The organism is Arcobacter sp. ISO1 (genome assembly GCF_058105185.1).
This window is the reverse complement of record NZ_CM176573.1, coordinates 2,532,747-2,557,102: the sequence shown is the minus strand read 5'-3', so window position 1 is coordinate 2,557,102 and position 24,356 is coordinate 2,532,747. Positions and strand designations below refer to the sequence as shown.

Sequence of the window (24,356 nt, the reverse complement as noted above, 5' to 3'; positions counted from 1 at the left end):
AAAAAATTAAAAAGAGGTGGTAGTAAAAACTCTTTTATTACCATCTTTTTTAATTTGAGAGAAGTTATCTAAATAATCTAAATATGTAACTATATATTTTCTACTAAGTGGGAACTTCTCTTTAAAGTTTTGAATATCAATATATCCTTCTGTTGTGATTATATTTTTCATGACTTTTATAATATCGGTTAAAACTCTACTATGAATGAAAAGATTATGTTGTAATCTTACAACAGCTTTTTTTGCACATAAAGATTTTAAAATATCATCTCCAATTTTTCTATCTAAATCCATTTCATCATAGATATTATATGGTGCAGTAGGAGTTAACCCTTCTTCTTCAAGTCTATGCAAAATGATATCTTCTAAAGAGGTTTTAATATCTACTTTTATATTTTTATTTTTATATAGATTCCCCTGTTTTTCTAAGAAATTTTCTTCTAATAACTGATTTAATGCTAAATCAATAAAACTTTCACTTGCCCATTTCATTCTTAATGCTAATGATGAGTTTGAAAGTAGGGCAAATTGATTTTTTCTATAAATTTGTTTTATTATTTCAATTATTGTTTGTTTTGTTTCAATTGGATAGATAACTAAAGCTTTTTCATCAATAAAGCAATTATCTAAATCTTTTGCATACTCTAAAGCCTTTTCATGACTTAGTGCAAATCTTTGAGCAGAAGATACTAATCCTAAACCTTTTTTATGGGCATTTAGTAAAACTTTATATGCCTCATTGATATCCTCTTTTTCTAGTACTTCTAAAAGCTCTAGTTTTTGAGATTTCTTCATTGGGTCAATTATTGGATTTAAAATCTTTCCACCAGCTATTGTATGATTTCCTTCTCTTATAATGATTTTTTCTTTATATATTGAGAATATTTCTTCATTAAGCTTTAATATTGCAAAACCATTTTCTGCATCACTTTGGGTATTAAATAAAAGAGACTTACCTTCAACTTTTTTAGAGCCTATAAAAATTGAATAGCTTTGATTGTGTTTAAGTTTTTTACCCTTTAAAGCTTTAAAAGAGATATCAACACTATTAAATCCTCTTAAATATCCTTTTTTAGAGATTAAAAAACCTTTTTTTATCTCGTTAGTTTTAACACCTGCAAGATTTATTGCTGTTCTATTTGAGATATTTGAAACTTCTGTATCTTCTCCATGGACTTGAAGGTTTTTGATTTTTACATCTTTTTTTATATCACAAATAAAAACTTTCTCATTTACTTCGATTGGTTTACCTAAGACAGTTCCTGTTACAATTGTCCCAGCACCTTGTGCAGAGAAAATTCTATCAACATAGTATCTAAAGAAGTTTTCTTCAACTTTTGTATTTGCATTTAGTGTAAAAAGCTTCTCTTTTAATTCATTTATTGAATTTTCATCATAAATTGATACAGCACTAGAAAATAAAATATCAAAGTCAAACTCTTTTACAAATGCTTCAATCTCTTCAATAATTTTTGGAAGTTCATTTTCTTCAACTAAATCTTTTTTTGTAATAGTTAATATGGCATTTTTTACACCCAAAAGATTTAAAATCTCCAAATGCTCAATAGTTTGAGGCATAATTTTTTCAGAAGCACTAACTACAATCATAACGCAGTCAAAAGAGAATGCTCCAGCAATCATATTTTTAACAAGTTTTTCATGCCCAGGAACATCAATAAACGCAATATTTTGTGTTTCATTACTTAGATTTGAAAAACTTAAATCAATAGTTATTCCCCTTTGTTTTTCTTCATTAGTACTATCACCTTCATAACCATTTAAAGCTTTGATTAAAGCTGTTTTACCATGGTCAATATGTCCGCAAGTTCCAATTATGTAATTATTCATTTATCATCTCTTTTAAAATATTTTCTATTTGTGTAATCTCATCTTTTGCAATTGTTCTAAAATCCAATAGGAATTGTTCATTTTCAATTCTTCCTATAATATTTCTTGACCTTAATAATCTTTCTATTTTGTTAGGTTTATAGTTTTTAAAACTTACTGATAGTGCAATTGTTGGTATTTTTTTGTTTGGAGTTGTTCCTCCACCAATTACTGTTTTTGTTTCTATAACTTCTGTTTTACAAATCTCTTTTATTTTTTCTTGTAGACAAATTGCATTTTCTTTTAATTCGTCAAGTGATTTAAAAAGCATATTCAGTGTAGGAATATCTTCAAGTTTACCCAATAAAATCGATTTCATATTCTCTTCAAGTAAAGCAAGGGTTAATTTATCAACCCTTAACATTCTAAGAAGTTGATTTTTCTTTAATTGGTCAATATATTTTTTCTTTCCAACTATAATTCCAGCTTGAACACTTCCTAAGAGCTTATCGCCAGAAAAGCTCATTAGTGAAGGATTAGCTTCCATATATTTTAAAACAGATGGTTCACTTTGGTCAAGGCCATAGGGTAAATCAATTATATGCCCACTTCCCATATCATAGTAATCAATTACATCATTTTGTTTTGCTACTTCTATAATCTCTTTGAATGAAACCTCTGAAGTGAAGCCCTCAATTGAATAATTTGATTTATGTACTTTCATTAACATAGAAGTGTTTTCATTTATTGCATTTGTATAGTCTCTTAGATGAGTTTTATTTGTAGTACCTATCTCTTTTAGTGTTGCTCCACTGCTACTCATCACATCAGGAACTCTAAAGCTTCCACCTATCTCAACAAGCTCACCGCGACTAACAACAACCTCTTTATTTTTTGCAAAGGTGTTAAGTATCAAGAAGACTGCACTTGCATTGTTATTTACAATTAAAACATCTTCACATCCAAGTAGTTTTTTCACAACAGTTGAGATATGAGAATACCTTTCTCCTCTTTTCCCTAGTTCTAAGTTATACTCTAAGTTATTATAAGAAGTTGCAATCTGCTTTACTGCATCAAAAGTTTTACTATCAATCAAACTTCTACCTAAGTTTGTATGAACAATAACTCCTGTTGCATTGATTACTTTTTGAAGTGAAGGTTTTGTAATCTCTTCATATTTACTTATTACTTCTTGAATAAGTTTAGTTTCATCTATTTCTTGAATAGTTTCTTTTAAGATATTTTCTCTTAAATTATTGATAACATTTTTTGCAATTGATAATATTAGAGGTTTTGACATCTCTTCAAAAGCTTTGTTTGAGACAAACTTGTCTACCTTTGGAATTGATTTCAGTAAATCCATTTTTAACCTTTTGGAAATTTTAAATAAAGATGTTGTATAATTTCAATCTTGATTTGGGGGGTATGTGACCCTGGTGGGCACCACAGGCTTCAACCCTGATTGGCGGTTTATGTGTATACGCCGCGGTAGGTTCGATTCCTACACCTTCTCGCCATTCCTCAAATCTATACAAATTCTTCAAATGTAAAATAAAATATCATGCCTAGTTTCACTTAATTTTAGCTATTTTAAGGCTTTATAAGTATTAATTATAACTAATTTAAAATCAGTAAAGTCTTAATTTGTAAAATTTTTTTTACTAAAATATTCTAAATTTAAGGTATAATTGAATACTTGTTCACTAAAATAATATAAATTTTTTATTTATTTTATAGAAGGAAAAAGCTATGAAAAAAATTATGATTGTTGATTATGATAAAAATATCTCTTCGTATGACTTTTTAGATAAATTAATAACTTATAAAATTGACTATACAAACTCTTATACAGATTTCAAATTAAAATTTGAAAATGAAAAGTATGATTTATGTATTTTAAGTATTGAAAATAATATAGAAAGAGATTTTATTTTATATGATATTTTAGCTTTGGATAAGTCTCAAAATATTTTGCAATTAGTATGGCCTGACTCACAATGTTTTTTTGATAAAGATTGCAAAAATTGTGAGAAATACAATATTAAAAGTATATTTTGTGATAAGAAAGAAAAAATTATAGAGTATATAACAAATTTTGAAACTTCAATATGTGAGTTTACAAAGCTTAATATTTAAAACTCTTTTATAATAACTTTATTTCTGCCTGCGCTTTTCGCATTGTATAAAGCTTCATCTGCTCTTTTTATAGTTTCTTTTATATTTTCATTTAAAGAGTGAATAGTTCCCCCACAAGAACAAGTAAGTTTTATATCATTAGTAAAATTTGAATTCTCGATATTTTTTCTTAATTTCTCAAGGATTATTTCCAAATCAGTATAGTTTTTTATCTTTATAATAAATATAAACTCTTCTCCACCCCATCTAATAATATAATCATCCATTCTAGAGTATTTTTTTATTATTTTTACAAAATCGATTAAAACATCATCTCCCACATCATGGCCATAGGTATCATTGATATTTTTGAAATAGTCAATATCTAAAATAGCAATACCAAAATTGTAGGTTTCATCCACAAATTTTGATATAAGTTTTCCATAATTATCCTCAAAGTATTCCCTATTAAATGCTCCAGTTAATTTGTCATGGATAGTTTTATTTTTAAGTTGAAGCTGTTTTAAAATAGTTTCACTAATATCAGTAAAAGTTAATAATATCATCTCTTCATGCTGTGCAATGGTGATTTTAAAAGCTTTTATCTTCATAGTTTTATGGCATAACATAGATACTATCTTTTCAGATGCATTTAATTTCTCTAAACTTTCTATCCAATTTTCATTTTCATTTACTTTTCCTAGATAGAAGTAGTTATCATTTTCTATAAAGGTTTTTTCAATAGAATGGTATTCTTTTTTTAATTCATCTAATTTTTCACATGAAAAAAAGTCTAATAATGTTTTATTAGCAAAGGTTAGTTCCAAGTCTTTATTATATAAAGCAATCATTGTTGCTTGTGTATTTAAAATCATATGTAAAAAATCATTTTGTTTTGAAAGTTTTTCTTGAAGTTTTTCTACTTTTCTTCTTATATTTAAAACCTCAAGAGTTTTTTCTAAAACATCTTCTAATATATCTAAATCAATTGGTTTAATGATATATCTATCAACTTTATACTGAATTGATTCTAATAAGTATTGAGTATCATTATGTGCAGAACAAACAATTATAGGGATAGTGCTACTTTTTTTTCTAATTGTTTTAATTAATTCCATACCATCAAGATTTGGCATTCGAATATCAGTTAAAATTATATCAATTTCTTTTTTTTCGTATATTTCTAATGCTTCTTGACCATCTTTAGCTACATAAACATTCTTAAAATAATCTTCTAATACTGAACTTATCATCTGTGATACAAGTTGGTCATCTTCTGCGTATAAAATTGAATACTCTGTTTGACTCATTTCTCATCCTTATTTTCAAGAGGAATTTCAATTGTAAAAATTGTGATCTCATCTTGTGTTGTAACACTTATTTTTCCTGATACAGAATCTTCTATAATTAACTTTGTCATATATAATCCTAATCCTGTACCATTTTTTTCCTCTTTTGTTGAAAAATAAGGGTCAAAAATATTTTCTAGTATATCTTTAGGTATCCCACCTGCATTATCTTCAATTTTAATTATTAGTTTTTCATTCTCTAATAAATTATATATTTTTATATAAAAGTTTGGATTTTCTTTATTTAATGCTTCTAAACTATTATTAATCATAGTTAAAAAAACTTGTAATAGTTCATTTTTAAAAGTATATATTTTTAATTTTTCTAAATTATTATATTCGATAAAGAGATTTTCAACTCTATTACTTGTAAGAACTTTCAAGCTTCTATAAAACTCTTCTAAGAAAAAAATCTCTTTTTTCTTATCAGGTTTATAAAAATTACAAAAGTCATCTATAGTTTGTGATAGGTGTTTAATAATATCATTTGTTGTATTTTTATAAAAAATAAACTCATTTTTTTGAGCTACATTTGGTTCTACTTTTCTAATAAACATTTGAGTTAAAACAGATAATTGATTTAAAGGTTGTCTCCATTGGTGTGCTATCATATTTAACATTTCACCTTGAAGAGCCAATTTACTTTGTTTTTGTAGTAAAAATGTCTGTTGTAATCTCTCTTTTTCATTTAAAACTTTTTCAGTAATATCTTGGACTGTTGCTATTGTTTTAATTGCTTCATTGTTTTTGTTATGAATCATTTTCCAATAAAGTAGCATATATTTAACTTTTTTAGCTGGCGTTATAATTCTTAATTCAGTATTTTGCTCTTCATGAGAATTATAAGAATTTTGAAGTTTCTCCTTAAACTCTAGTATATCATCTGGATGAATAAATTTAACTAAAATATCTCTGTTGATTTTTGGATAATCTTTTGGTGAAATTTCAAAAATGTCATAAATAGAATCATCTATCTCTTCATAATAATCTTTTGACAAATCATTAACAAAGGAACTAATCTTTGCCATTTTTCGAGCTTGTTTTAGACTATCTATTAGCTTTTTTTCTTTTTTTCTTTTTTTATCAAGTATTTTTATATATCTAAATTGAAGAAGGGCAATAATAATCAATAATATAAATAAAACATACCATAGCCATTCATAATTTTTTTCAATTACATATTTAGATATTCTATAGTTTGATGCGAAATTATTCAACTCTTCTTTAGAAAAATTATTAATTACTTTATTAATAGAAGAGTGTAAAAGAGGATATTTGTTATTTACCAAAATAGCACCATTTGCTTTTAAGCTATCAAAAATATCATCAATTTTAAACTTATGAGGTCCATATTTTCTTATTATTTCATCAGCAGTATATGTTGTAAGAATAAAATGAGATTTTGAATCTTTTTGTATTATATTTATAATTTCATCGATATTTGAATTAACAATTACATTTGTATGAGGGTATTCTTCTAAAAATTCATCTTTAAATATTTTATCTTTTGCATAAAAAGTATGATTATCTAGCTGGCTTAAGTTTGAAATATATGGATTATTTATAGAACCAATTGAAACATAAAGTTGATTAAGTATTGGTTTTGTAAATTTAAAATCTTTAAATCCATTATATGTGTCTTTTACAATTGTAATCAGATCACATTTGTCTTTATTTATATTTTCTTCAAACTCTTTTAGGCTATTTGAGGCTATTGGTATAAACTTAATATTCAGTTTTTTTGATATGTCATCATAAATTTGACCAGATATACCAATAAGTTTTCCATTTTCAACTGAATCTATTGGATAATGTTTATATCTTGAACATACTGTAAACTCATTTTTTATTTTTAAAAAATTAATTTCTTCCTTTGTTATCTCATTCTCTTCATCTTTTTTAGAGTCATCTCCCAACCATTTTTTCAAAATTGCATTTTTTTCTTCTAAGCTTAAAGAATTCATACTTTTATTTATGATTGATTGAAGTATTTTGTCATTTGGTTTAATAGCAGCAATTGTATTTGGTTGAAACTCTTTTAGTGTATGCTTTGAATGGATATCTTTAATTTCATACTTTGCTAGAAGATGTTTGTCTCTATGAAAAGTAATTACTGCATCAACCTTTTTATTTTCAAGTAGAAAAAAAGTTTCTAAAGTTGTCTTTTGCCCTCTAATTTTTATTTTATCTTCGTATTTTTTAAGGGAATTTTTTAAAGCTAAAATATTTTGGTTATAAGCAACTTTTTTACCGTATAAGTCTTTTAATGAATTAATTTCAAGGGAATTTGAATCTTTCATAAAAACACTATAAGAAGATCTTGATATAGGTTCTGATTCAAGTAGGTTTTCTCTTTGAGCAATATTTTTATTTATTGCAGGTATTACATCTATCTTTCCATTTTTTAAATCATTTATTGTCTCTTTCCATGATTTATCAATAAACTCAACTTCAAAACCAAGATTTTTTCCTAAGAGCTTATATGTATCTATGATTATTCCATTTAAATTGCCACTACTATCTTTAAAAAAAAGTGGTTCAAATACAGAAGAATGGCCAACTTTTATTATAGGATTTTGTTTTAAATATTCTTGTTCCTCTTGTGTAAAAATATCTTGTGAAAGTTGTGTTAATCTTTTATTATTCAATTTAATATCATTTGCAAACATTGAAAAAATAAGTATAGATAAAATAAAAAATAATCTCAAAAATAGTCCTTTTAGAAAATTATTTTATTATATCTAAAAAAGTAAAAAACTTCTTTTCAATAAATTATAATAGGGCTTGCAGCTCTAGGAATAACTTCACCTATAATAGAAGCATATCCAAAAGTTAACTCTTCAACAACTTTTATATACTCTTTTGCATCATCTTCATTCATGGCTATTAATAAGCCCCCTGATGTTTGAGCATCACAATATTGCAGATAACAATCATCTGTTGAACACATAATTGTAGTTTTATCTTTTAGATATTGCATATTCTTTTTTGTTCTATCTGGGTAAATTCCTTGATTAGCAAACTCCATAGCATCATTTATAATTGGAACTTCTCCACAATGAATTGCAAATGAGTTAAAGTTATTTGTAGACTCTAAAGCATGACCCAAAAGACCAAATCCAGTGATATCTGTAACTGAACTTACATCATAATCCCTTAAAATCTTTGAAGGCAAATAGTTTAAAGTCTCTAATATTTTCATAGTTTCATTTTTTGTAGTTTCATCTAATAAATCTTTTTTTATTGCTGTTGTTAAAATACCCATACCAAGGGGTTTTGTTAGAACTAGTACATGACCAATTTTTGCTGTATTATTTTTATATATTTTTTTTGGATGAACCATCCCTGTTACAGAAAGACCATAAAACATCTCTGGAACTTCAATCGTGTGACCACCTAGTAAAAGTCCGCCACATTCCTGAATTTTTTCATTTCCACCTCTAAGCATCTCTTTTAATACTTCTGTTCCGTAGTTTTTTCTATCAAAACCAACAATATTTAATGCTGTTTTAACACTCGCACCCATTGCAAAAACTTCTGAAAGTGAATTTGCTGCAGCAATTTTTCCATAAATATAAGGATCATCAACTATAGGAGTAATAAAATCTAAAGTTTGTACAATTGCTTCTTCATCATTAATTTTATATACAGAAGCATCGTCATTGTTTTCAAATCCAACAAGAACTCGACCATCACAAGGAGCTAAGCTAATTATTGATTGTTTTAGATCCTCCGGACCTATTTTAGAGGCTCAACCTGCGGTGCGAACAAATTTTGTTAGTTTATATTCTTCATTCATAAGTTCTCTTTCAACTTGTTATTATAAGTTCAAATTATAATATATTAAAATATTTTTAATTAAATTAATATTTGATTAAATTTTACAATTAATGTTGTTAAATTTAGATTAATATATTAGTTTTATATATTAGCATGTCAGTTTATTTAAGAGGATTTTAATAAAAAAATAAATATAGTTTCATATTATAAGCATTGCCTAAGGTTTAGGTTAGACATAAAAAAATCTTTTTTACTTGACTACTTATGCTGTTTATCGTCTAAGGTTTAGACACACATGATTTAAAGACAGTACTTTCAAAAAATATTCTTCTTTTTCTCATGTATTACAAAAAATTATACTAAAGGAAAATAAAATGGGTGTTGCAGAACATAAAAAATTACTTTCAGATATTGGTGTTGATGTTGATAGACATGCTCAAATGATGAGCATGGGATTAGAATCTTATGAGGCACAATTTAAGTCTCAAAATAATAGACCAAAGGGTATGGAATATTTTGATTGGTTTATGAGTGAGATTCAAGGTCAAAGAATTGCAGAGATTAATAAATTAAGAGCAGAAAATAAGCCTGCAGTTGGTACATTTTGTATTTTTGTTCCTGAAGAGATTATAGTTGGAGCTGGTGGAGCATGTTTTGGATTATGTGGTGGAAGTCCAGCTACAATTGCTGATGCAGAAACAGAACTTCCTAGAAATATTTGTCCATTAATTAAATCAGCCCATGGGTTTAAACTTCAAAGAACATGTGCATACACTCAAAGTTCAGATTTTATTTATGGTGAGACAACATGTGAAGCTAAGAAAAAAACTTGGGAAATTTTAGATAAACATCATCCTGTTCATGTTATGAATATTCCACATATGAAAAGAGAAAAAGATCTTAAAATGTGGCAAGAAGAGATTGTTGAATTTAAAGAGCATATAGAAGAAGTTGCAGGGAAAAAACTAAGTTTAGAAGAGATGATTGAAGGAACAAAAATCATCAATGAAAAAAGAAAAGCGATGCAAAGACTTGATGCTTTAAGGGGAATGAACCCAGATGTTGTTCCAATTTCTGGTAAAGATGCACTTTTTATTAATCAAATGGGCTTTTTAGATGACCCAAAAAGATATACTCAAAAAGTAAATGAATTATGTGATGAATTAGAAAAAAGAGTTGAAGAGAAAAATTCTGTATTTGAAGAAAGTACTCCAAGACTTATGGTTTTAGGAACTCCTATTGCTCCACCAAATTGGAAACTTCATACAGCTGTTGAAGGTTCAGGTGGTGCTATTATTAATGAAGAATCATGTATTGGTCACAGATACTACAAAGACAATGTTGATTTAGATAGTGTAGAAACTGAAGAGGATTTAATGAAACAATTGATGCAAAGATATAGTGCAGTTGATTGTGCTTGCTTCACACCAAATACACCAAGAATTGATAAGATTTTAAAAATGTATAAAGACAGATGTGCAGATGGCGTTATTTACTATACTTTATCTTTTTGTCATACATATAATGTTGAATCTCACCTCGTAACAGAAGCCCTTGAAACTGCTGGAATTCCATGTTTAGTTATTGAATCAGATTATTCACCTGAAGATGCAGGTCAAATTAAAACTAGAGTTGAAGCATTTTTAGAGTCTATTTCTTTTAAGAAAAAAGCAAAAAACTTTAAAAATAAAGACTAAATATGTTTTGGGGAGTTGACGTTGGTTCCACATATACTAAAATATGTGGAATTGATGAAGAAAAGAAGATTATAGATACAAAAGTTATTCCAACAATTGTAAATCAAGATGAGATAGTAAAAGATTACTTAAGTAATAAAAATGTTGAGATGTTAGTTTCAACTGGATATGGAAGACATATGATTGAAGATACTTTTTCATGTCCTGTTATCTCAGAAATAAAAGCCCATGCAAAAGGTGCATACTACTTTGCAAAAGAATCCCAAATGGTAATTGATTTGGGTGGGCAAGATAGTAAAGTTATTATGTTAGATGGAAATGGTGGCTTTGTAGATTTTAAGATGAATGATAAATGTGCAGCAGGAACTGGAAAGTTTTTAGAGATAGCTTCAAGTAGAATGGGACTTGAACTTGAGGAGTTTTCAAAAGTTGGTTTTGAAGCCAATAAAGAGTTAAGTATCTCAAGTATGTGTGCAGTTTTTGCAGAATCAGAAGTTATATCTTTAATTGCAAAAAAAGAAAGTGCTGCAAATATTTGTTATGCAGTTCATGATTCAATTGCCTCAAGACTTGCATCTATGGCAAGAAAATTTGCCATCAAAAGTGATGTGATTTTATTTACAGGTGGTGGGGCATTAAATGGTTTTTTACTTCATCTTCTTTCAAAAAAATTAGAAAAGAATGTAATTTGTGTTGGTTATCCTCAATTAACAGGGGCTATAGGTGCTGCATTAAGTGGTTATGAAGTTTGCAAAGAATTTTAAGGGATTAAATAATCGATGTTAAAAAGATCTCAGTCTATTCCAATCTAATATTTTATATTTGTGAAATCCGATTTTTTCAATTATTTTTTCAGAAATCAATTCATTAAATACAGTAGATACAGTTTGTCTTTTTGCTCCAATAAACGTTGAAAACTCTTGCATTGAAAAGTCAAGGTTAATTATAACATCTTCTTTTTTGTCTAAATACCTTTGCATTAATGCAACTTCAACTAAGAAATATGAAATTCTAGTTCTACAGTTTTTAAAAACAAGCATTTGAATGATTTTTCTTTCAATTTCAGCTCTTAATTTAAGTGAAGCTAATACAGCTGTCGCAAAACTTGGAGTTTGAAAAAAATCTTCAAATTGAATTGCATCTATCACATATACTTCACTTTCTTCTAAAAATTCAATAACACAAGTTTCAACAGGAATAATAATATTGTTCTTCTCTAAGTGATAAAGAACAAATTCTTGTTCATCTCCATATATACAAACTTTTGCTTTCCCTTTTTTAAATACAAATAAATTTAATTTATCATCAGAATATTCTATGTTGTTTTTAGAAAACTTTTTTACGGGAATAGAATTGAATTGATCTTCTGAAAGGACAGAAGATAAATCAACTGAATCAATATTTATTCTGCTAAATGGCATAAGACAATCCCTTTTAAATGGAATAATAAATTATATTAACCTAATATATTATATTTAGTTTAAAAAAATAAACTTGGTTTAAATCTTATCAAAAAAAAGTCTACCTATCTGTCACTTGTCTGACAGATAGTTCTTAAATTTATCTATCATGATAAATGATTTAAATGGAATGAAAAAAATAAAATTTACTTAAAAAATACTACAAATTTTATTTTACTAAAAAGAAAAATAAAAGTAAATAAAATTTTACCTAATATTGACTGAACTGTCATTCATATGACAGACAGAAAAAAAATAAACTATTAAAATTCTACTTGAATATTAAATATAGCTTATTAAATTAAGAATATTTTAAGTATTACATTATGAAGAGAGGTAGATATGAAAAAGTTTCAAACTACATGTCCTTATTGTGGAACAGGCTGTAATATCGACTTATTCGTAGAGAATAATAAGATAATAAAAGCTGAACCTACAAAAGAACATCATGTCAATGACGGTGAACTCTGTCTAAAAGGACTTTATGGTTGGGAATACGTACATTCCCCAAGAAGACTTACTAAACCAATGATAAGAAAGAAAAATGGCGAATTTTCTAAAGAGGGTGATTTAGTAGAGGTTAGTTTTGACGAAGCATATGATTTTGTTGCTCAAAGAATGAAATCAACAGTTGAAACATATGGTGCAGATAGTTTGATGGGATTCTCATCGGCAAGATGCACAAATGAAGATAATTATACATTTCAAAAACTATTTAGAACACAAGGAACTAATAATATAGATCACTGTGCAAGGTTATGACACGGTCCTACAGTAGTCGGGTTGACTAAAACATTAGGAAACGGGACCATGACAAATGACTTAACAGAGTTTGCAACTCATTCAGATGTATTGTTTTTAATAGGTACAAATACAAGTGAATGCCATCCCATCATCGCTATGCAAATGCTAAGAGGTGTTGAACGTGGAGCTAAGATGATCGTAATTGATCCAAAAGAGACTGACATGGCGAAAAAAGCAGACATCTTTTTACAAATTCCAGTTGGTTACAACATTCCATTACTAAATGCATTCATCAATTATATCATAGAAAACAATTTATATGATAAAAACTTTGTGAAAAAATACACTCAAGGTTTTGAATATGTAAAAGAAGCAGTAAAAGGTTTTACTCCTCAAAAGGTTGAGGAAGAAACAGGAATACCTGCACAAAAAGTAATTGAAGTAGCTGAATTATATGCAAAAGCAGGAACTGCAGCTATTTGTTACACAATGGGAATGACTCAATTTATTGATGGAACATCAAATATTTTCTCATTATCAAATCTTGCTTTATTAACAGGTAACTTAGGTAAAAAAGGTGGAGGAGTAAATCCTCTAAGAGGTCAAAACAATGTACAAGGTGCTTGTGATATGGGTGCTTTACCACATGTTGTACCAAATGGTTTGGTTACAAGTGAAGAAGTAAGAGCTCATATAAAAGAGATTTGGGGTTATGATATTAGTCCTAAACCAGGATACTCATTAACAGCAGCACCACATAAAATAGAAGAGGGAAAAGTTAAATTCCTTTATGTCTTTGGTGAAAATCCAGTAATGAGTGACCCTTGGACAGAACACTTTATTCATGTAACTGAGATTGTAGAAACTTTAGTTGTTCAAGATATATTTTTTACTGAAACTGCTCAAAAAGCAGATGTTATTTTACCATCTGCATGTTGGGGAGAAAAAGATGGAACTTTTATAAACACTTCAAGAAGAGTTCAATTAGTTTCAAAAGCAGTGGAACCAGCTCCTGGATTAGAACCAGATTGGAAAGTTGTTTGTAATATTGCAAATAGAATTGGGTTAAAAGGATTTGACTTTTATAAAGCTAAAGAGATTTGGGAAGAGATTAGAAAAGTAAATCCAAGTTTCTTTGGTGGAATATCTTATGAAAGATTAGAAAAACTAGATGGAATATCTTGGCCTTGCCCTACAGAAGATCATAATGGAACACCTGTTTTATATGAAGATAATAAATCAATGCTTCCTGATGGTAAATTTAAATTTGCCCCAGTTGTCTATGCAGATGAAAAAGAAAATAGAGCTGCATTAGAAAAAGAGATTATTGAAAAAATGAATATACCAGAAGGCTATCCAGTTGGTTCAGGAGCTTTAAGTGAAAAAGTAAATGAACTTTATCCTTGTTTATTTACAACAGGAAGAAAAGTTTATCACTATCATACAGGAACAATGACAAGAGAATGTAAACCTCTAGAATTAGGTTCAGACATTATGGGACCAGCAATAGAAGTTAGCCCTGATATTGCTAAAACAAGAGATTTACAAGATAACTGTTATGCAGTTGTTGAAAATAAAAGAGGAAAAATTGCAGCAAAAGTTAGAATAAATCCAGACTTAAGACATGGAACAATTTTTACTACATTTCACTATGCAGAAGCAGATGGAAATGAACTAGCTAATGCGGAAGAAACTGATCCCTTATCAGGTATGAATCCACTTAAAATGACTATTGCTGCTATTAAAAAAATATCGGAAGAGGAGTTCGTTAAGATTCGTCATGAATCTGATATGCAAATGCATCCTTCTGAGCAATATCGTACAGTAAGGAGATAATTATGAGTTTACATTCAAAAGTAAATCAATTTGTAATTGCTAATCCTAAAGTTTGTATTGGGTGTGCAACATGTATGGCAGGTTGCTATGAATCTTCTTACAAAAGAGGAAAACTTGCAGTTTCAAGGTTAATAGTAACAAGAACTGCAAGTGGAACAATGCCTAATCAATGTAGACAATGTGATGATGCACCTTGTGCAAATGTTTGTCCTACAGGTGCATTAAGAATTGGTGAAAAAAGTATTGAATTATATGAAGAAATATGTATTGGATGCAAAATGTGTACCCTTGCATGTCCATTTGGAGCAATAAAAGCAGAAGCTGAAATTATGCCATCTGTAAATTATTCAATGGAACCAAAATATAATTTAGGTTTAGAGTCTGAATCAGGTGCAAAAAGTATTGCAATTAAGTGCGATTTATGTGCAGGCTCTGAAAGTGGTCCAACTTGTGTTCAAGTTTGTCCTACAGGAGCATTAATGTTTGTAAATGGCAAAGATGGTCAGAGTAATTTAGTAAATAAGAAATCGGAAGAAGCGGTATCATCATTTATTGAAGCACTTTCTAAAAATTCGTAAAGGATTATAAATGACACAAGTATATATGATATATTTAGTTGGTTGTGTTGTTTCTCTTTTATTATATAAAAAAAATAATCTAGCTGCAAAGGTTGGTTTTTCAATTTCTGCACTTGCATCATTTGTTGGTGTTCTTTATTTTTTAATAAATATAGGGGAGACAAGCACTTATATCTTTAGTGAACAACTATTATATAGTCCGGATTTTACATTAGAACCCGTAGGAAACTTCTTTTCTTTTGTAATTTCATTAATTGCTCTGGCTTCTTCAATATATGCAATTCAGTATTCACAGGAGTATGAAAAAAAAGGAAGTTTAGCTGTAATGGCTTGTCTTTTTAATGCATTTATTTTATCAATGCTATTGGTGGTTTCTGCATCAGATGTATTCTGGTTTATGATTTATTGGGAGATTATGACTGTAGTTTCTGCATTTTTAATCTGTTTTAATGATTCAAAAAGTTCATTAAAAGCAATAATGATTTATTTAGGAGTTGCACACTTTGGGGGAATGTGTATTTTATCAGCATTCTTATTATTGGCATCACAATCTGGTTCTTTAGAATTTGCATCTTTTGCAAGTGTAGAGATGTCACCATTATTTGCTAGTGTAATTTTTATACTAGCTTTAGTAGGCTTTGGTTCAAAAGCAGGAATGTTTCCATTTCATGTTTGGCTTCCAAAAGCTCACCCAGCAGCACCTTCAAATATCTCTGCACTAATGAGTGGAGTAATGATTAAATTAGGTTTATTTGGGATTATAAAATTTTGTTTATGGCTTCCTGTACAAGAATGGTGGGGCTTATTAATAGTTGTATTAGGAGCATTGTCTTCACTTTTAGGTGTTTTATATGCATTAATTCAACATGACTATAAAGCATTGCTTGCATATCACTCAGTTGAAAATATAGGAATTATTTTATTAGGAATAGGAACTGGGGTTTATGGAATAGCAACAAATTCACCTATCTTAGCAACAATTGGTTTTCTAGCAGGATTATACCATGTAGTAAACCACGCTATTTTTAAAGGCTTACTCTTTTTAGCTGCAGGTAGTGTTTTATTTAGAACACATACAAGAGAAATTGAAGTATTAGGTGGTTTAGCAAAAAAAATGCCATTTACTGCAATTGGTATGTTTGTAGGGGTAATGGGTATTGCGGCACTTCCTCCTTTAAATGGATTTGTAAGTGAATGGTTTACTTATCATGGAATGATTCAAGGGGCATTAAGTGAAGGCGTTCTTCCAAGAACAGTATTTACATTATCTGTTATAGCTTTAGCCCTTACAGGTGTTTTAGTTGTAATTCACTTAAAATTATATGCAGTTATTTTTGCAGGGACTCCAAGGGATAAAAAAATCTGGGATAATGCAAAAGAAGCACCCCTTTCAATGCTTGTTGGAATGTTTATTCTAATAATTGGATGTTTTGCCTTTGGTATAGGTGCTAGTGTTGTAACTGAAAATATTATGACAGTTGTTACATCATTTAGTGGTGCATACGAAGCAACACCAGATGGTGGATATATTGCTTCAACCTTAGGAAATAAAATCTCACTTCCATTAATTACAATGATACTAGTTGGAGCTATGACTTTACCTTTCCTTTTAGTAGTTATTTTTAAAGCTAATAAAACAAAACCAAGAGAGACAGATCCTTGGGCATGTGGGTTTAAATATAGTTCTAGAATGCAAATGGTAGCAGGTCCATTTACTGGTGACTTAAGAAGATTGATGGAATGGCTGTTTAGAAGTAAACCAACTGTAGAAGATAGAGGTTACTTTGAACCAGTAGTTTATACAGATAAACCAAAAGATATTTGGTGGAATATATTTTATGCACCAATAATAAATCTAACTATGTATTGTGTTAAAAAAATTGGTCTTTTACAAAATGGTAGTACTTCTGCTTATTCTGTATATATATTATTAGGCTTATGTCTGTTTTTAGTCATAAGTTATATGTTGTAGGAGCATGTTATGAGTATATTTTTTATGTTATTACAAGTAATAGTAATTATCATGCTTGCACCTTTATTTGATGGAATGGCTAGAGTATTAAGAGCAAGATTACAATCAAGAAGAGGTCCTTCTGATTTTTTCCAAACCTATAGAGATATTAAAAAATTATTTAAAAGAGGAAGAACAGTACCCCAATGCTCTCACTGGGTATTTAGGTATGGACCTTATACATTATTTGGAAGTGGAGCTGCAATACTTGCAGTTATTCCTATTTCATATGATGCTGGATCAATAGCTTCATATGCTTCTGATATTTTTGTTGTTCTTTATATTGGTGCAATGTTAAGATTTATTTTTGGTGCAGCTTCAATTGACTCAGGTAATCCTTTTGCAGGAGTTGGTGGAAGTAGGGAACAGATGTTAGCAGTTTTTGTTGAACCTGTAATGATGACAAGTTTATTAGTAGTAATGCTTTTAGCTAAAACTTCAAATTTAGCAGAAATACAAATGATGGTTCAAAATGGTGATATAGGTTATCATATGCCTGCATTTGCAGTTGCTTCAATATCTTTTCTTTGGGCAATGTACGTAGAATGCGGAAGAAATCCTTATGATTTAGCAGAAGCAGAGCAAGAGATACAAGAGGGTGTTTTAGGAGAATATGCAGGTGCAGATTTTGGTATAGCTCATGCTGGGCTTATTTTAAAACAGTTTGCAATGATTGGTATGTTTTTAACTATATTCGAACCTTGGACTTTTGAAAACTCATTTCTTGCATTAATTGTTTTTGTTTTAAAAGCTGGAATTTTTTATGTTGCTGCTGTATTTATTGATAACTTTGGACCTAGATATAAATTACTAACAAGTTTTAAATCAAATGCTATAGTCGCACTTTGCGTCTCTTCAGTTGCTTTGATTTTATATATAGTAGGAGTTTAAAATGTTGAATTTATTAAGTATTTTATCAATAGCAATTATTATAACTTCATTGGGTGTATTTTCACTTAGAAATTACAAGCTTTCAATTTATACCTATGCAGTACAAACATTCATACTTGTTACAATATTTTTTACACTTGCATTTAGATTTGATGCAGAACAATTAAGTATTTGGGGAATGATTGCCTTTTTTACAAAAGTTGTTTTTATTCCAATGTTTTTATTGAAGTTAGTAAAAAAATTAGATGTTAAAAGTGAAGATGAACCAGTTGCAGGATTTTTTGTAAGTCCTATCATTGCAATGGGCTTTTCACTGGCAATAGCAATGGCAATTTATCCAATTTATTTAGAGTTTTCTCTAATTAAAGAGTCAATTCCATTAATGGCATCAATTACAGTATTCATGATGGGAATTTTTGGTTTTATTTTAAGAAATTCTGCAATAAAACAGATTCTAGCTTATTGTATGTTTGAGAATGGAATACATTTATCTCTTGCCTTAATGGCTTATAACTCTCCAGAAATTGCAGAGTTAGGGATATTAACTGATGCGATTTTTGCAGTGGTGATTATGTCTATTTTAGCTCAAAGATTTTTTAAATATTTTGGATCTTTAGATGTATCTAAAGCTAATGAGTTGAAAGGATAAAGTATGAGTATTGAATTATTATTATTTCTTATATTGATTGTTCCTTTAATTATCTCAGGTCTAATTTGGTTTTTAAAAAAAGACTTGAAAACTTTAACTTCTATTCATTTAGGAGGAGCAATTATTGAAGCAATTTTAGGATTAGCAGCTGTTGCTAGTGTTGTAAATGGCAAAACATATTTTATTCTTGATCAGATGCTATTTTTAGACGCAATTGGTGGAGTTTTTGTCACACTAATTGCAGTTACAGGAGTTCTTGTAAATATTTATTCTATTAAATATATGCAATGGCAAGTTGAAGATGGTCATTTAACACAAAAAGATGTGAAGCTATTTTTTAGTTTATCTCACCTATTTATTTTTACAATGACATTTTCAGTATTAGCAAACAATATTGTACTAATGTGGGTAGCAATTGAAGCAACTACATTATCTTCAGTATTTATGGTTGCTTTAAATAAAGGTAAAAAATCAACTGAAAGTGGTTGGAAGTATATAGTTATATGTAGTATTGGTTTAGCATTTGCTTTATATGCAACTGTTCTCTTATATAGTGCAGGTTTCTCAGTAATCAATGATAGTCATAGCACTATGTTATGGACTACATTAATGAGTCATGCAAAAGAGATTAATCCAGATGCATTAAAATTAATTTTTGTTTTTGTATTAATAGGTTTTGGTACAAAAGCAGGATTTGCTCCAACGCATACTTGGTTACCAGATGTTCACTCAGAAGGTCCAGCTCCTGCTTCAGCTATGTTATCAGGTATTCTTTTAAAATGTGCCTTATTAGGTTTAGTAAGATACTACGCAGTTGTAGGAAACTCAACTTTAGGGTTTGAGTTTGTTCAAAATGTAATGATTGTAAGTGGACTTTTAACAGTATTTATTGCAGCATTATTTTTAATTAGACAACATGATGTAAAAAGAATGTTTGCTTATCACTCAATTGCACATATGGGTGTGATTGCTGTTGCTTTAGGTGTTGGTGGTTTTCTTGGAATATTCGCAGCATTATTTCACTCACTTGCTCACTCTTTTACAAAAGCGTTGGCATTTTGTGTAACAGGGAATATCCAAAAAATTTACGGTACTAGAAATATGGAAAAAATGGGTGGGATGATTAAAATTGCACCTATTACAGCAATACTGTTTGGTATAGCAGTTTGTTCTTTAGTTGGTGTGCCAGGCTTTGCGATTTTTGTAAGTGAATTTTATATTATTCAAGAAGCTATTGCCTCAGGGGGTTATATTCCTGTAGCACTATTTATCATTGGATTGATTATCATTTTTATTGCTGACTTTTCACATTATAATTTAGCAACTTTTGGAAAAAGTAAAACAGAAGTTCTATGCGGTGAAGTAGAAAGAAAAGCAAATGCACCACTTATCGCTCTTGCAGCATTAATCATTATATTTGGTATTTTCACAGTTGATAGCTGGGTTGCTTTACTAAATAGTGCAGTAAAAATCATAATTGGTGTATAAGGAGAATTCATTATGAAAAAAGGTGAAAATTTTATAAAAAAAGTAGAAGAGACTATTAAGGTTATTAACGTTGAAAGACAAGCTGATGACCAAATCACTATTACTGTAGATAGAAATGACCTACCAGAAACAGTTAGAATCTTATATTATGATTTAGGTGGTTGGCTATCAAGTATGATTCCAAATGATGAACGACAATTAAATGGTAGTTTTGCTATGTATTATGTGTTATCTATGGAAGGTGGAAAAATGACTCAAGAGGATGAACTTCCTCAAGAAGAAAAATGCTGGATGACAGTTAAAGCTTATCTTCCAGCGAATGATCCAACCTTTCCATCTGTAACTTGTAAGGTACCAGCAGCTGTTTGGTATGAAAGAGAAGCATATGATATGTTTGGTATCACAGCTGTTGGTTTACCAGATCCAAGAAGATTAGTTCTTTCTGATGATTGGCCAGAGGATCTTCATCCTTTAAGAAAAGATGCAATGGATTATAGACATAGACCAGCTGCAGTTGATCACAAAGATGAACCAGATTATGATTTTTTACATCCTGAAGGAAGTAAAGTTTTAGATGTTCCTTTAGGACCATTACATATTACAAGTGATGAACCTGGACATTTTAGATTATATTGTGATGGAGATACAATTATTGATGCAGATTTTAGACTGTTTTATCAACATAGAGGAATGGAAAAACTTGCAGAAAATAGAATGAACTATGACCAAATGGGATATCTTGCAGAAAGAGTTTGCGGAATTTGTGGTTATGCCCATGCCATTGCTTGTATAGAAGCAGCTGAAAAAGCAGTTGGATTAGAAATTCCATTAAGAGCCCAAGCAATTAGGGTTATTTGTCTTGAAATAGAAAGACTTCATTCTCATTTATTAAATATAGGACTTGCTTGTGAAGTTACAGGAAATGTGACTAGTTTTATGCAGATATTTAGAATTCGTGAATACTCAATGGAACTTGCACAGTTAGTAACTGGAGGAAGAAAAACCTATGGAAATGTTGTTATGGGTGGTCTTAGACGAGATATGTCAGGAGAAGAGATTAAAAAAAGTTTAGATCTTTTAAAAATTATTGAACAACAAACAAAAGAGGTTTGGGATGCAGTAATGGATGATAAATCTCAAATTGATAGATGGATTGGAGTTGGAGTATTAGATAAACAAGTTGCAAGGGATTTTTCTCCTGTTGGACCAAATGTTAGAGGTTCAGGATTTAAAAGAGATTCAAGATATGACCATCCATATGACTTTATTGACAAACTTGACTTTAATGTTCCTGTAGAACATGGTGGAGATGTATTTTCAAGGGAAACAGTTAGATATTATGAATTATTAGAATCTGTTTCAATAATTAGACAATGTTTAGAGATGCTTCCAGGTGGACAAACAGTTATTTCAACAAGAACACTTATTAGCCCAGAAGCTTTTGGAATTGGAAATGTAGAAGCTCCAAGGGGAGAAAATATTCACTGGATTATGCATGGAAATGCACAGAAAGTTTATAGATGGAGATGTAGAGCCGCAACTTATAATAACTGGCCATCTTTAAGATATCAGTTTAGAGGGAATACTATTGCTGATGCAGCATTAATCGTATGCTCACTTGACCCATGTTATTCATGTACTGAAAGAGTTACTGTAATTGATGTTAATAAGAAAAAATCAAAAATTCTTACACATAAAGATTTAAAACAGTATTCACAGACATTGAAAAACTCTCCTTTAATGAAAATGTAGGAGAATAGTATGAAAATAATAGACATAGCAAAAAAATATGGTTTAGCAACATACAATTACCCTTTTGAGCCTTATGAAGTTCACGAAGGGTTTCGTGGTAAACCAGTTTATGATTATGATAAATGTATAGGTTGTACAGCTTGTGCAGTGGCTTGTCCTTCAAATGCAATTAATGTGAAGTTAAATGATAATGCAGAGAAGTTAGTCTGGGAATTTGATTGTGCACGTTGCATATTTTGTGGACGATGTGATGAGGTGTGTCCTACTAATGCAGTTGTCCAATCAGATCAGTTTGAATTAGCTGTAAAATTTGACAAAAAAGCTCTAAAAATAGTTGGTGAACTCGAATTACAACATTGCGAAGTGTGTGACACTGCTTTTACAACTAAAAGGTTAATCTCTTATAATCTTGAAAGATTACAAGAAGCAGGTTGGACTAGTGAAAGTTTAGAAGAAAAAACAAAATATATTAGAACTTGTCCTGAGTGTAAAAAAAATAAAGTGGTTGAAGAGGCTAATAAATATTTTTCAGGAGTAAATAATGAGTAAAACATATGTAGTTCCAGATGATATTGCTTCTGCAAATTCATTAGAAGCAAAACTAGAACATCTAAATAACATACAAAGAAGTTTTAGTGTTTATAGAGTTGATGTTGGTTCTTGCAATGGTTGTGAAATTGAAATTTTTGCAGCAATTACTCCAATGTGGGATCCAGAAAGATTTGGTTTTAAACTTGTAGCAAGTCCAAGACATGCAGATATTTTACTTTGTACAGGACCCGTAACAAGACAAATGTATTATCCTCTTTTAAGAGCTTATGAAGCAATGCCAGATCCAAAAATAGTTGTTGCACTTGGCGCTTGTGGTTCAAGTGGAGGAATCTTTCATGATGCTTATGGTACTTGGGGCGGAACAGATAAAGTAATTCCAGTGGATGTTTACATCCCTGGATGTCCTCCCCATCCTGCAGGAATAATTTATGGATTAGCAACTGCTTTAGGTATCTTAGATCAAAAAGTTAATTATATTGAAAATAAAGATGGAGAAGACAATTTAAAATTAGTTACTGAATCTGTATTTGGAAATATACTTTTTGAAAGAGATGTCATGGCAAAGGCAAAAGTTTTAATGGGATATTTATTAGCAAGAAAACTTTTTGACAAATATATTAATGCTGTAAAACAATCTTTAGATATTAAAAATGTTGCCCTAACAAAGGTTGCATTGGAAAAAACTTTTGATGATGAAGATGATGAAAGGTATGTTGAGTGTATGAAAATAATACATGATGAAGTGTATCTAACGCATATGGTGTATCATGGAAAAATACTTGATGAATATAAATTTTTTGAATAAAAAGTGAGTTTATAATGATTGAAATATGTAGATTAACAAAAAGACAAGTAGATCCATCTTCAAAGAAAAAAATGCCAACACCCTTGGAACAAATAAAAATTTTTTCTTTAGCTGTAGGACATGGAATTGGAAGTGTTGACTTTGTTGAATGTGTAGGAGAAATAGAAGATAGTGCCTATGATGAAATGCTTAAATCTTGTGAAAAATATGCAACTTTTAAGCTTGGAAATCTTAGTAAATATTTTGAAATAGAAGTTTTCCCTGAGCATGCAAGAAAACTAGTCAATGAAATGCCTGATTGTTTTTTAAAAGAGCAATTTCTTTCATTACAAGAGGGCTATATCGTTATTAGGAAAAAATTATGAAAAAAGCATTTTTAGCAGTTGGAAATACTTTACGTGGAGACGATGGTATTAGCGCTTATGTAGGTAATTTACTAGAAAAAAAAGATTTAGGGTGGAAGGTTTTCTATGCAGAAGATACTCCTGAAAGTCAATTCAATTTAATAAGAGAATATAAACCTGATTTAGTAGTCATAGGTGATGCTATGACAGGTATTAAAGTTGGTAGTGTAGATGTAATTGATGTTAGTGATGATAGAGAATATATGTATTCAACTCACAATTTACCAATGCCAATACTTATTAGTTATCTAAAAGGTTTTTGTAAAGGAGTTCTGTTTTTAGGACTAAATGTAGATATTGAAAATGTATTAGAGATAAATCCAGAGATTTCTTCAGAAGCTAAGCAAACAGCTTCAAGGGGTTTAGAAAAGTTAATTGAAATTAATACAATTTTTGATAAATGATAATAAAAGGATTA

At 29.4% G+C, this 24,356-nt stretch carries 20 protein-coding genes and 1 tRNA gene; 15 read left to right on the top strand and 6 right to left on the bottom strand.

Translation table 11 applies throughout. The features are described from left to right. Positions 1-6: 6 nt before the first annotated feature. On the bottom strand, positions 7-1,848 hold the full coding sequence (gene selB / locus AC2TY9_RS12625) for a selenocysteine-specific translation elongation factor (RefSeq protein ID WP_489777867.1): 1,842 nt from the start codon (positions 1,846-1,848) through the stop codon (positions 7-9). Next, positions 1,841-3,190, bottom strand: coding sequence for an L-seryl-tRNA(Sec) selenium transferase (selA, locus tag AC2TY9_RS12620; RefSeq protein WP_489777866.1), 1,350 nt, complete (start codon positions 3,188-3,190; stop codon positions 1,841-1,843). Before selA ends, selB begins: the two co-directional genes overlap by 8 nt. 55 nt (positions 3,191-3,245) lie before the next feature. Between selA and AC2TY9_RS12615 the strand changes: the two genes are divergently transcribed. Both AC2TY9_RS12615 and AC2TY9_RS12610 read left to right on the top strand, forming a co-directional pair. After that, positions 3,246-3,344, top strand: a tRNA-Sec gene (locus AC2TY9_RS12615). A gap of 232 nt (positions 3,345-3,576) precedes the next feature. Beyond that, positions 3,577-3,963 carry a hypothetical protein gene (locus AC2TY9_RS12610; RefSeq protein WP_489777865.1) on the top strand — a complete coding sequence of 129 codons (387 nt, stop codon included), beginning with the start codon at positions 3,577-3,579 and terminating at the stop codon, positions 3,961-3,963. Here the strand turns inward: AC2TY9_RS12610 and AC2TY9_RS12605 are convergent. The 3 genes from AC2TY9_RS12605 to selD are packed head-to-tail and all read right to left on the bottom strand — an operon-like array spanning position 3,960 to position 9,090. Further along, on the bottom strand, positions 3,960-5,252 hold the full coding sequence (locus AC2TY9_RS12605) for a GGDEF domain-containing response regulator (protein ID WP_489777863.1): 1,293 nt from the start codon (positions 5,250-5,252) through the stop codon (positions 3,960-3,962). The two genes, AC2TY9_RS12610 and AC2TY9_RS12605, sit on opposite strands and share 4 nt — an antisense overlap. After that, entirely contained in the window at positions 5,249-7,999 is a 2,751-nt protein-coding gene (locus AC2TY9_RS12600) for a transporter substrate-binding domain-containing protein (RefSeq protein ID WP_489777862.1), read from the bottom strand. The genes AC2TY9_RS12605 and AC2TY9_RS12600 overlap by 4 nt, the downstream gene beginning before the upstream one ends. Before the next feature lie 56 nt (positions 8,000-8,055). Beyond that, positions 8,056-9,090: a selenide, water dikinase SelD gene (gene selD, locus AC2TY9_RS12595; RefSeq protein ID WP_489777861.1), complete on the bottom strand. Its 1,035-nt coding sequence runs from the start codon at positions 9,088-9,090 to the stop codon at positions 8,056-8,058. 355 nt (positions 9,091-9,445) lie between these two features. Here selD and AC2TY9_RS12590 point away from each other — a divergent pair, with 355 nt between their 5' ends. Together AC2TY9_RS12590 and AC2TY9_RS12585 are read left to right on the top strand one after the other, a co-directional pair. Further along, positions 9,446-10,768, top strand: coding sequence for a double-cubane-cluster-containing anaerobic reductase (locus AC2TY9_RS12590; protein ID WP_489777860.1), 1,323 nt, complete (start codon positions 9,446-9,448; stop codon positions 10,766-10,768). A 2-nt stretch (positions 10,769-10,770) separates the two neighbouring features. Then, positions 10,771-11,532: an acyl-CoA dehydratase activase gene (locus AC2TY9_RS12585; protein ID WP_489777859.1), complete on the top strand. Its 762-nt coding sequence runs from the start codon at positions 10,771-10,773 to the stop codon at positions 11,530-11,532. An 18-nt stretch (positions 11,533-11,550) separates the two neighbouring features. Here the strand turns inward: AC2TY9_RS12585 and AC2TY9_RS12580 are convergent, their stop codons facing one another. Further along, positions 11,551-12,189, bottom strand: a complete 639-nt coding sequence (locus tag AC2TY9_RS12580) for a Crp/Fnr family transcriptional regulator (protein ID WP_489777857.1) — start codon at positions 12,187-12,189, stop codon at positions 11,551-11,553. A 381-nt stretch (positions 12,190-12,570) separates the two neighbouring features. On the opposite strand from AC2TY9_RS12580, the gene fdhF reads away from it, so the two are divergent. Genes fdhF through AC2TY9_RS12525 form a run of 11 tightly spaced genes read left to right on the top strand, consistent with a single transcriptional unit; the run spans position 12,571 to position 24,342 of the window. Continuing rightward, on the top strand, positions 12,571-14,808 hold the full coding sequence (fdhF, locus tag AC2TY9_RS12575; RefSeq protein ID WP_489777856.1) for a formate dehydrogenase subunit alpha: 2,238 nt from the start codon (positions 12,571-12,573) through the stop codon (positions 14,806-14,808). Positions 14,809-14,810: 2 nt separating this feature from the next. Continuing rightward, complete coding sequence (locus AC2TY9_RS12570) at positions 14,811-15,386, top strand: 4Fe-4S dicluster domain-containing protein (RefSeq protein ID WP_489777855.1); 576 nt, start codon at positions 14,811-14,813, stop codon at positions 15,384-15,386. Positions 15,387-15,396: 10 nt separating this feature from the next. Next, on the top strand, positions 15,397-17,358 hold the full coding sequence (locus AC2TY9_RS12565; protein ID WP_489777854.1) for a proton-conducting transporter transmembrane domain-containing protein: 1,962 nt from the start codon (positions 15,397-15,399) through the stop codon (positions 17,356-17,358). Between the two features lie 9 nt (positions 17,359-17,367). Next, positions 17,368-18,288, top strand: a complete 921-nt coding sequence (locus tag AC2TY9_RS12560; RefSeq protein WP_489777853.1) for a respiratory chain complex I subunit 1 family protein — start codon at positions 17,368-17,370, stop codon at positions 18,286-18,288. A gap of 1 nt (position 18,289) precedes the next feature. Then, complete coding sequence (gene hyfE / locus AC2TY9_RS12555; RefSeq protein WP_489777852.1) at positions 18,290-18,937, top strand: hydrogenase 4 membrane subunit; 648 nt, start codon at positions 18,290-18,292, stop codon at positions 18,935-18,937. Between the two features lie 3 nt (positions 18,938-18,940). Next, entirely contained in the window at positions 18,941-20,425 is a 1,485-nt protein-coding gene (locus tag AC2TY9_RS12550; RefSeq protein WP_489777851.1) for a hydrogenase 4 subunit F, read from the top strand. Positions 20,426-20,437: 12 nt separating this feature from the next. Beyond that, positions 20,438-22,177 carry an NADH-quinone oxidoreductase subunit D-related protein gene (locus AC2TY9_RS12545; RefSeq protein ID WP_489777850.1) on the top strand — a complete coding sequence of 580 codons (1,740 nt, stop codon included), beginning with the start codon at positions 20,438-20,440 and terminating at the stop codon, positions 22,175-22,177. Positions 22,178-22,186: 9 nt separating this feature from the next. Next, on the top strand, positions 22,187-22,726 hold the full coding sequence (locus tag AC2TY9_RS12540; protein WP_489777849.1) for a formate hydrogenlyase complex iron-sulfur subunit: 540 nt from the start codon (positions 22,187-22,189) through the stop codon (positions 22,724-22,726). After that, positions 22,719-23,534 carry an NADH-quinone oxidoreductase subunit B family protein gene (locus tag AC2TY9_RS12535; protein ID WP_489777848.1) on the top strand — a complete coding sequence of 272 codons (816 nt, stop codon included), beginning with the start codon at positions 22,719-22,721 and terminating at the stop codon, positions 23,532-23,534. Before AC2TY9_RS12540 ends, AC2TY9_RS12535 begins: the two co-directional genes overlap by 8 nt. Positions 23,535-23,548: 14 nt before the next feature. Further along, the gene (locus AC2TY9_RS12530; RefSeq protein WP_489777847.1) at positions 23,549-23,899 is read left to right on the top strand and encodes a formate hydrogenlyase maturation HycH family protein; all 351 of its coding nucleotides are present in this window, start codon (positions 23,549-23,551) and stop codon (positions 23,897-23,899) included. Then, entirely contained in the window at positions 23,896-24,342 is a 447-nt protein-coding gene (locus tag AC2TY9_RS12525) for a hydrogenase maturation protease (RefSeq protein ID WP_489777846.1), read from the top strand. Before AC2TY9_RS12530 ends, AC2TY9_RS12525 begins: the two co-directional genes overlap by 4 nt. Positions 24,343-24,356: the final 14 nt, after the last annotated feature.

Coding starts and splice junctions, on each gene's coding strand:
- selB (WP_489777867.1), bottom strand. CDS start 1,848: ATGAATAATTACATAATTGGAACTTGCGGACATATTGACCATGGTAAA.
- selA (WP_489777866.1), bottom strand. CDS start 3,190: ATGGATTTACTGAAATCAATTCCAAAGGTAGACAAGTTTGTCTCAAAC.
- AC2TY9_RS12610 (WP_489777865.1), top strand. CDS start 3,577: ATGAAAAAAATTATGATTGTTGATTATGATAAAAATATCTCTTCGTAT.
- AC2TY9_RS12605 (WP_489777863.1), bottom strand. CDS start 5,252: ATGAGTCAAACAGAGTATTCAATTTTATACGCAGAAGATGACCAACTT.
- AC2TY9_RS12590 (WP_489777860.1), top strand. CDS start 9,446: ATGGGTGTTGCAGAACATAAAAAATTACTTTCAGATATTGGTGTTGAT.
- AC2TY9_RS12585 (WP_489777859.1), top strand. CDS start 10,771: ATGTTTTGGGGAGTTGACGTTGGTTCCACATATACTAAAATATGTGGA.
- AC2TY9_RS12580 (WP_489777857.1), bottom strand. CDS start 12,189: ATGCCATTTAGCAGAATAAATATTGATTCAGTTGATTTATCTTCTGTC.
- AC2TY9_RS12570 (WP_489777855.1), top strand. CDS start 14,811: ATGAGTTTACATTCAAAAGTAAATCAATTTGTAATTGCTAATCCTAAA.
- AC2TY9_RS12565 (WP_489777854.1), top strand. CDS start 15,397: ATGACACAAGTATATATGATATATTTAGTTGGTTGTGTTGTTTCTCTT.
- AC2TY9_RS12560 (WP_489777853.1), top strand. CDS start 17,368: ATGAGTATATTTTTTATGTTATTACAAGTAATAGTAATTATCATGCTT.
- hyfE (WP_489777852.1), top strand. CDS start 18,290: ATGTTGAATTTATTAAGTATTTTATCAATAGCAATTATTATAACTTCA.
- AC2TY9_RS12550 (WP_489777851.1), top strand. CDS start 18,941: ATGAGTATTGAATTATTATTATTTCTTATATTGATTGTTCCTTTAATT.
- AC2TY9_RS12545 (WP_489777850.1), top strand. CDS start 20,438: ATGAAAAAAGGTGAAAATTTTATAAAAAAAGTAGAAGAGACTATTAAG.
- AC2TY9_RS12540 (WP_489777849.1), top strand. CDS start 22,187: ATGAAAATAATAGACATAGCAAAAAAATATGGTTTAGCAACATACAAT.
- AC2TY9_RS12535 (WP_489777848.1), top strand. CDS start 22,719: ATGAGTAAAACATATGTAGTTCCAGATGATATTGCTTCTGCAAATTCA.
- AC2TY9_RS12530 (WP_489777847.1), top strand. CDS start 23,549: ATGATTGAAATATGTAGATTAACAAAAAGACAAGTAGATCCATCTTCA.
- AC2TY9_RS12525 (WP_489777846.1), top strand. CDS start 23,896: ATGAAAAAAGCATTTTTAGCAGTTGGAAATACTTTACGTGGAGACGAT.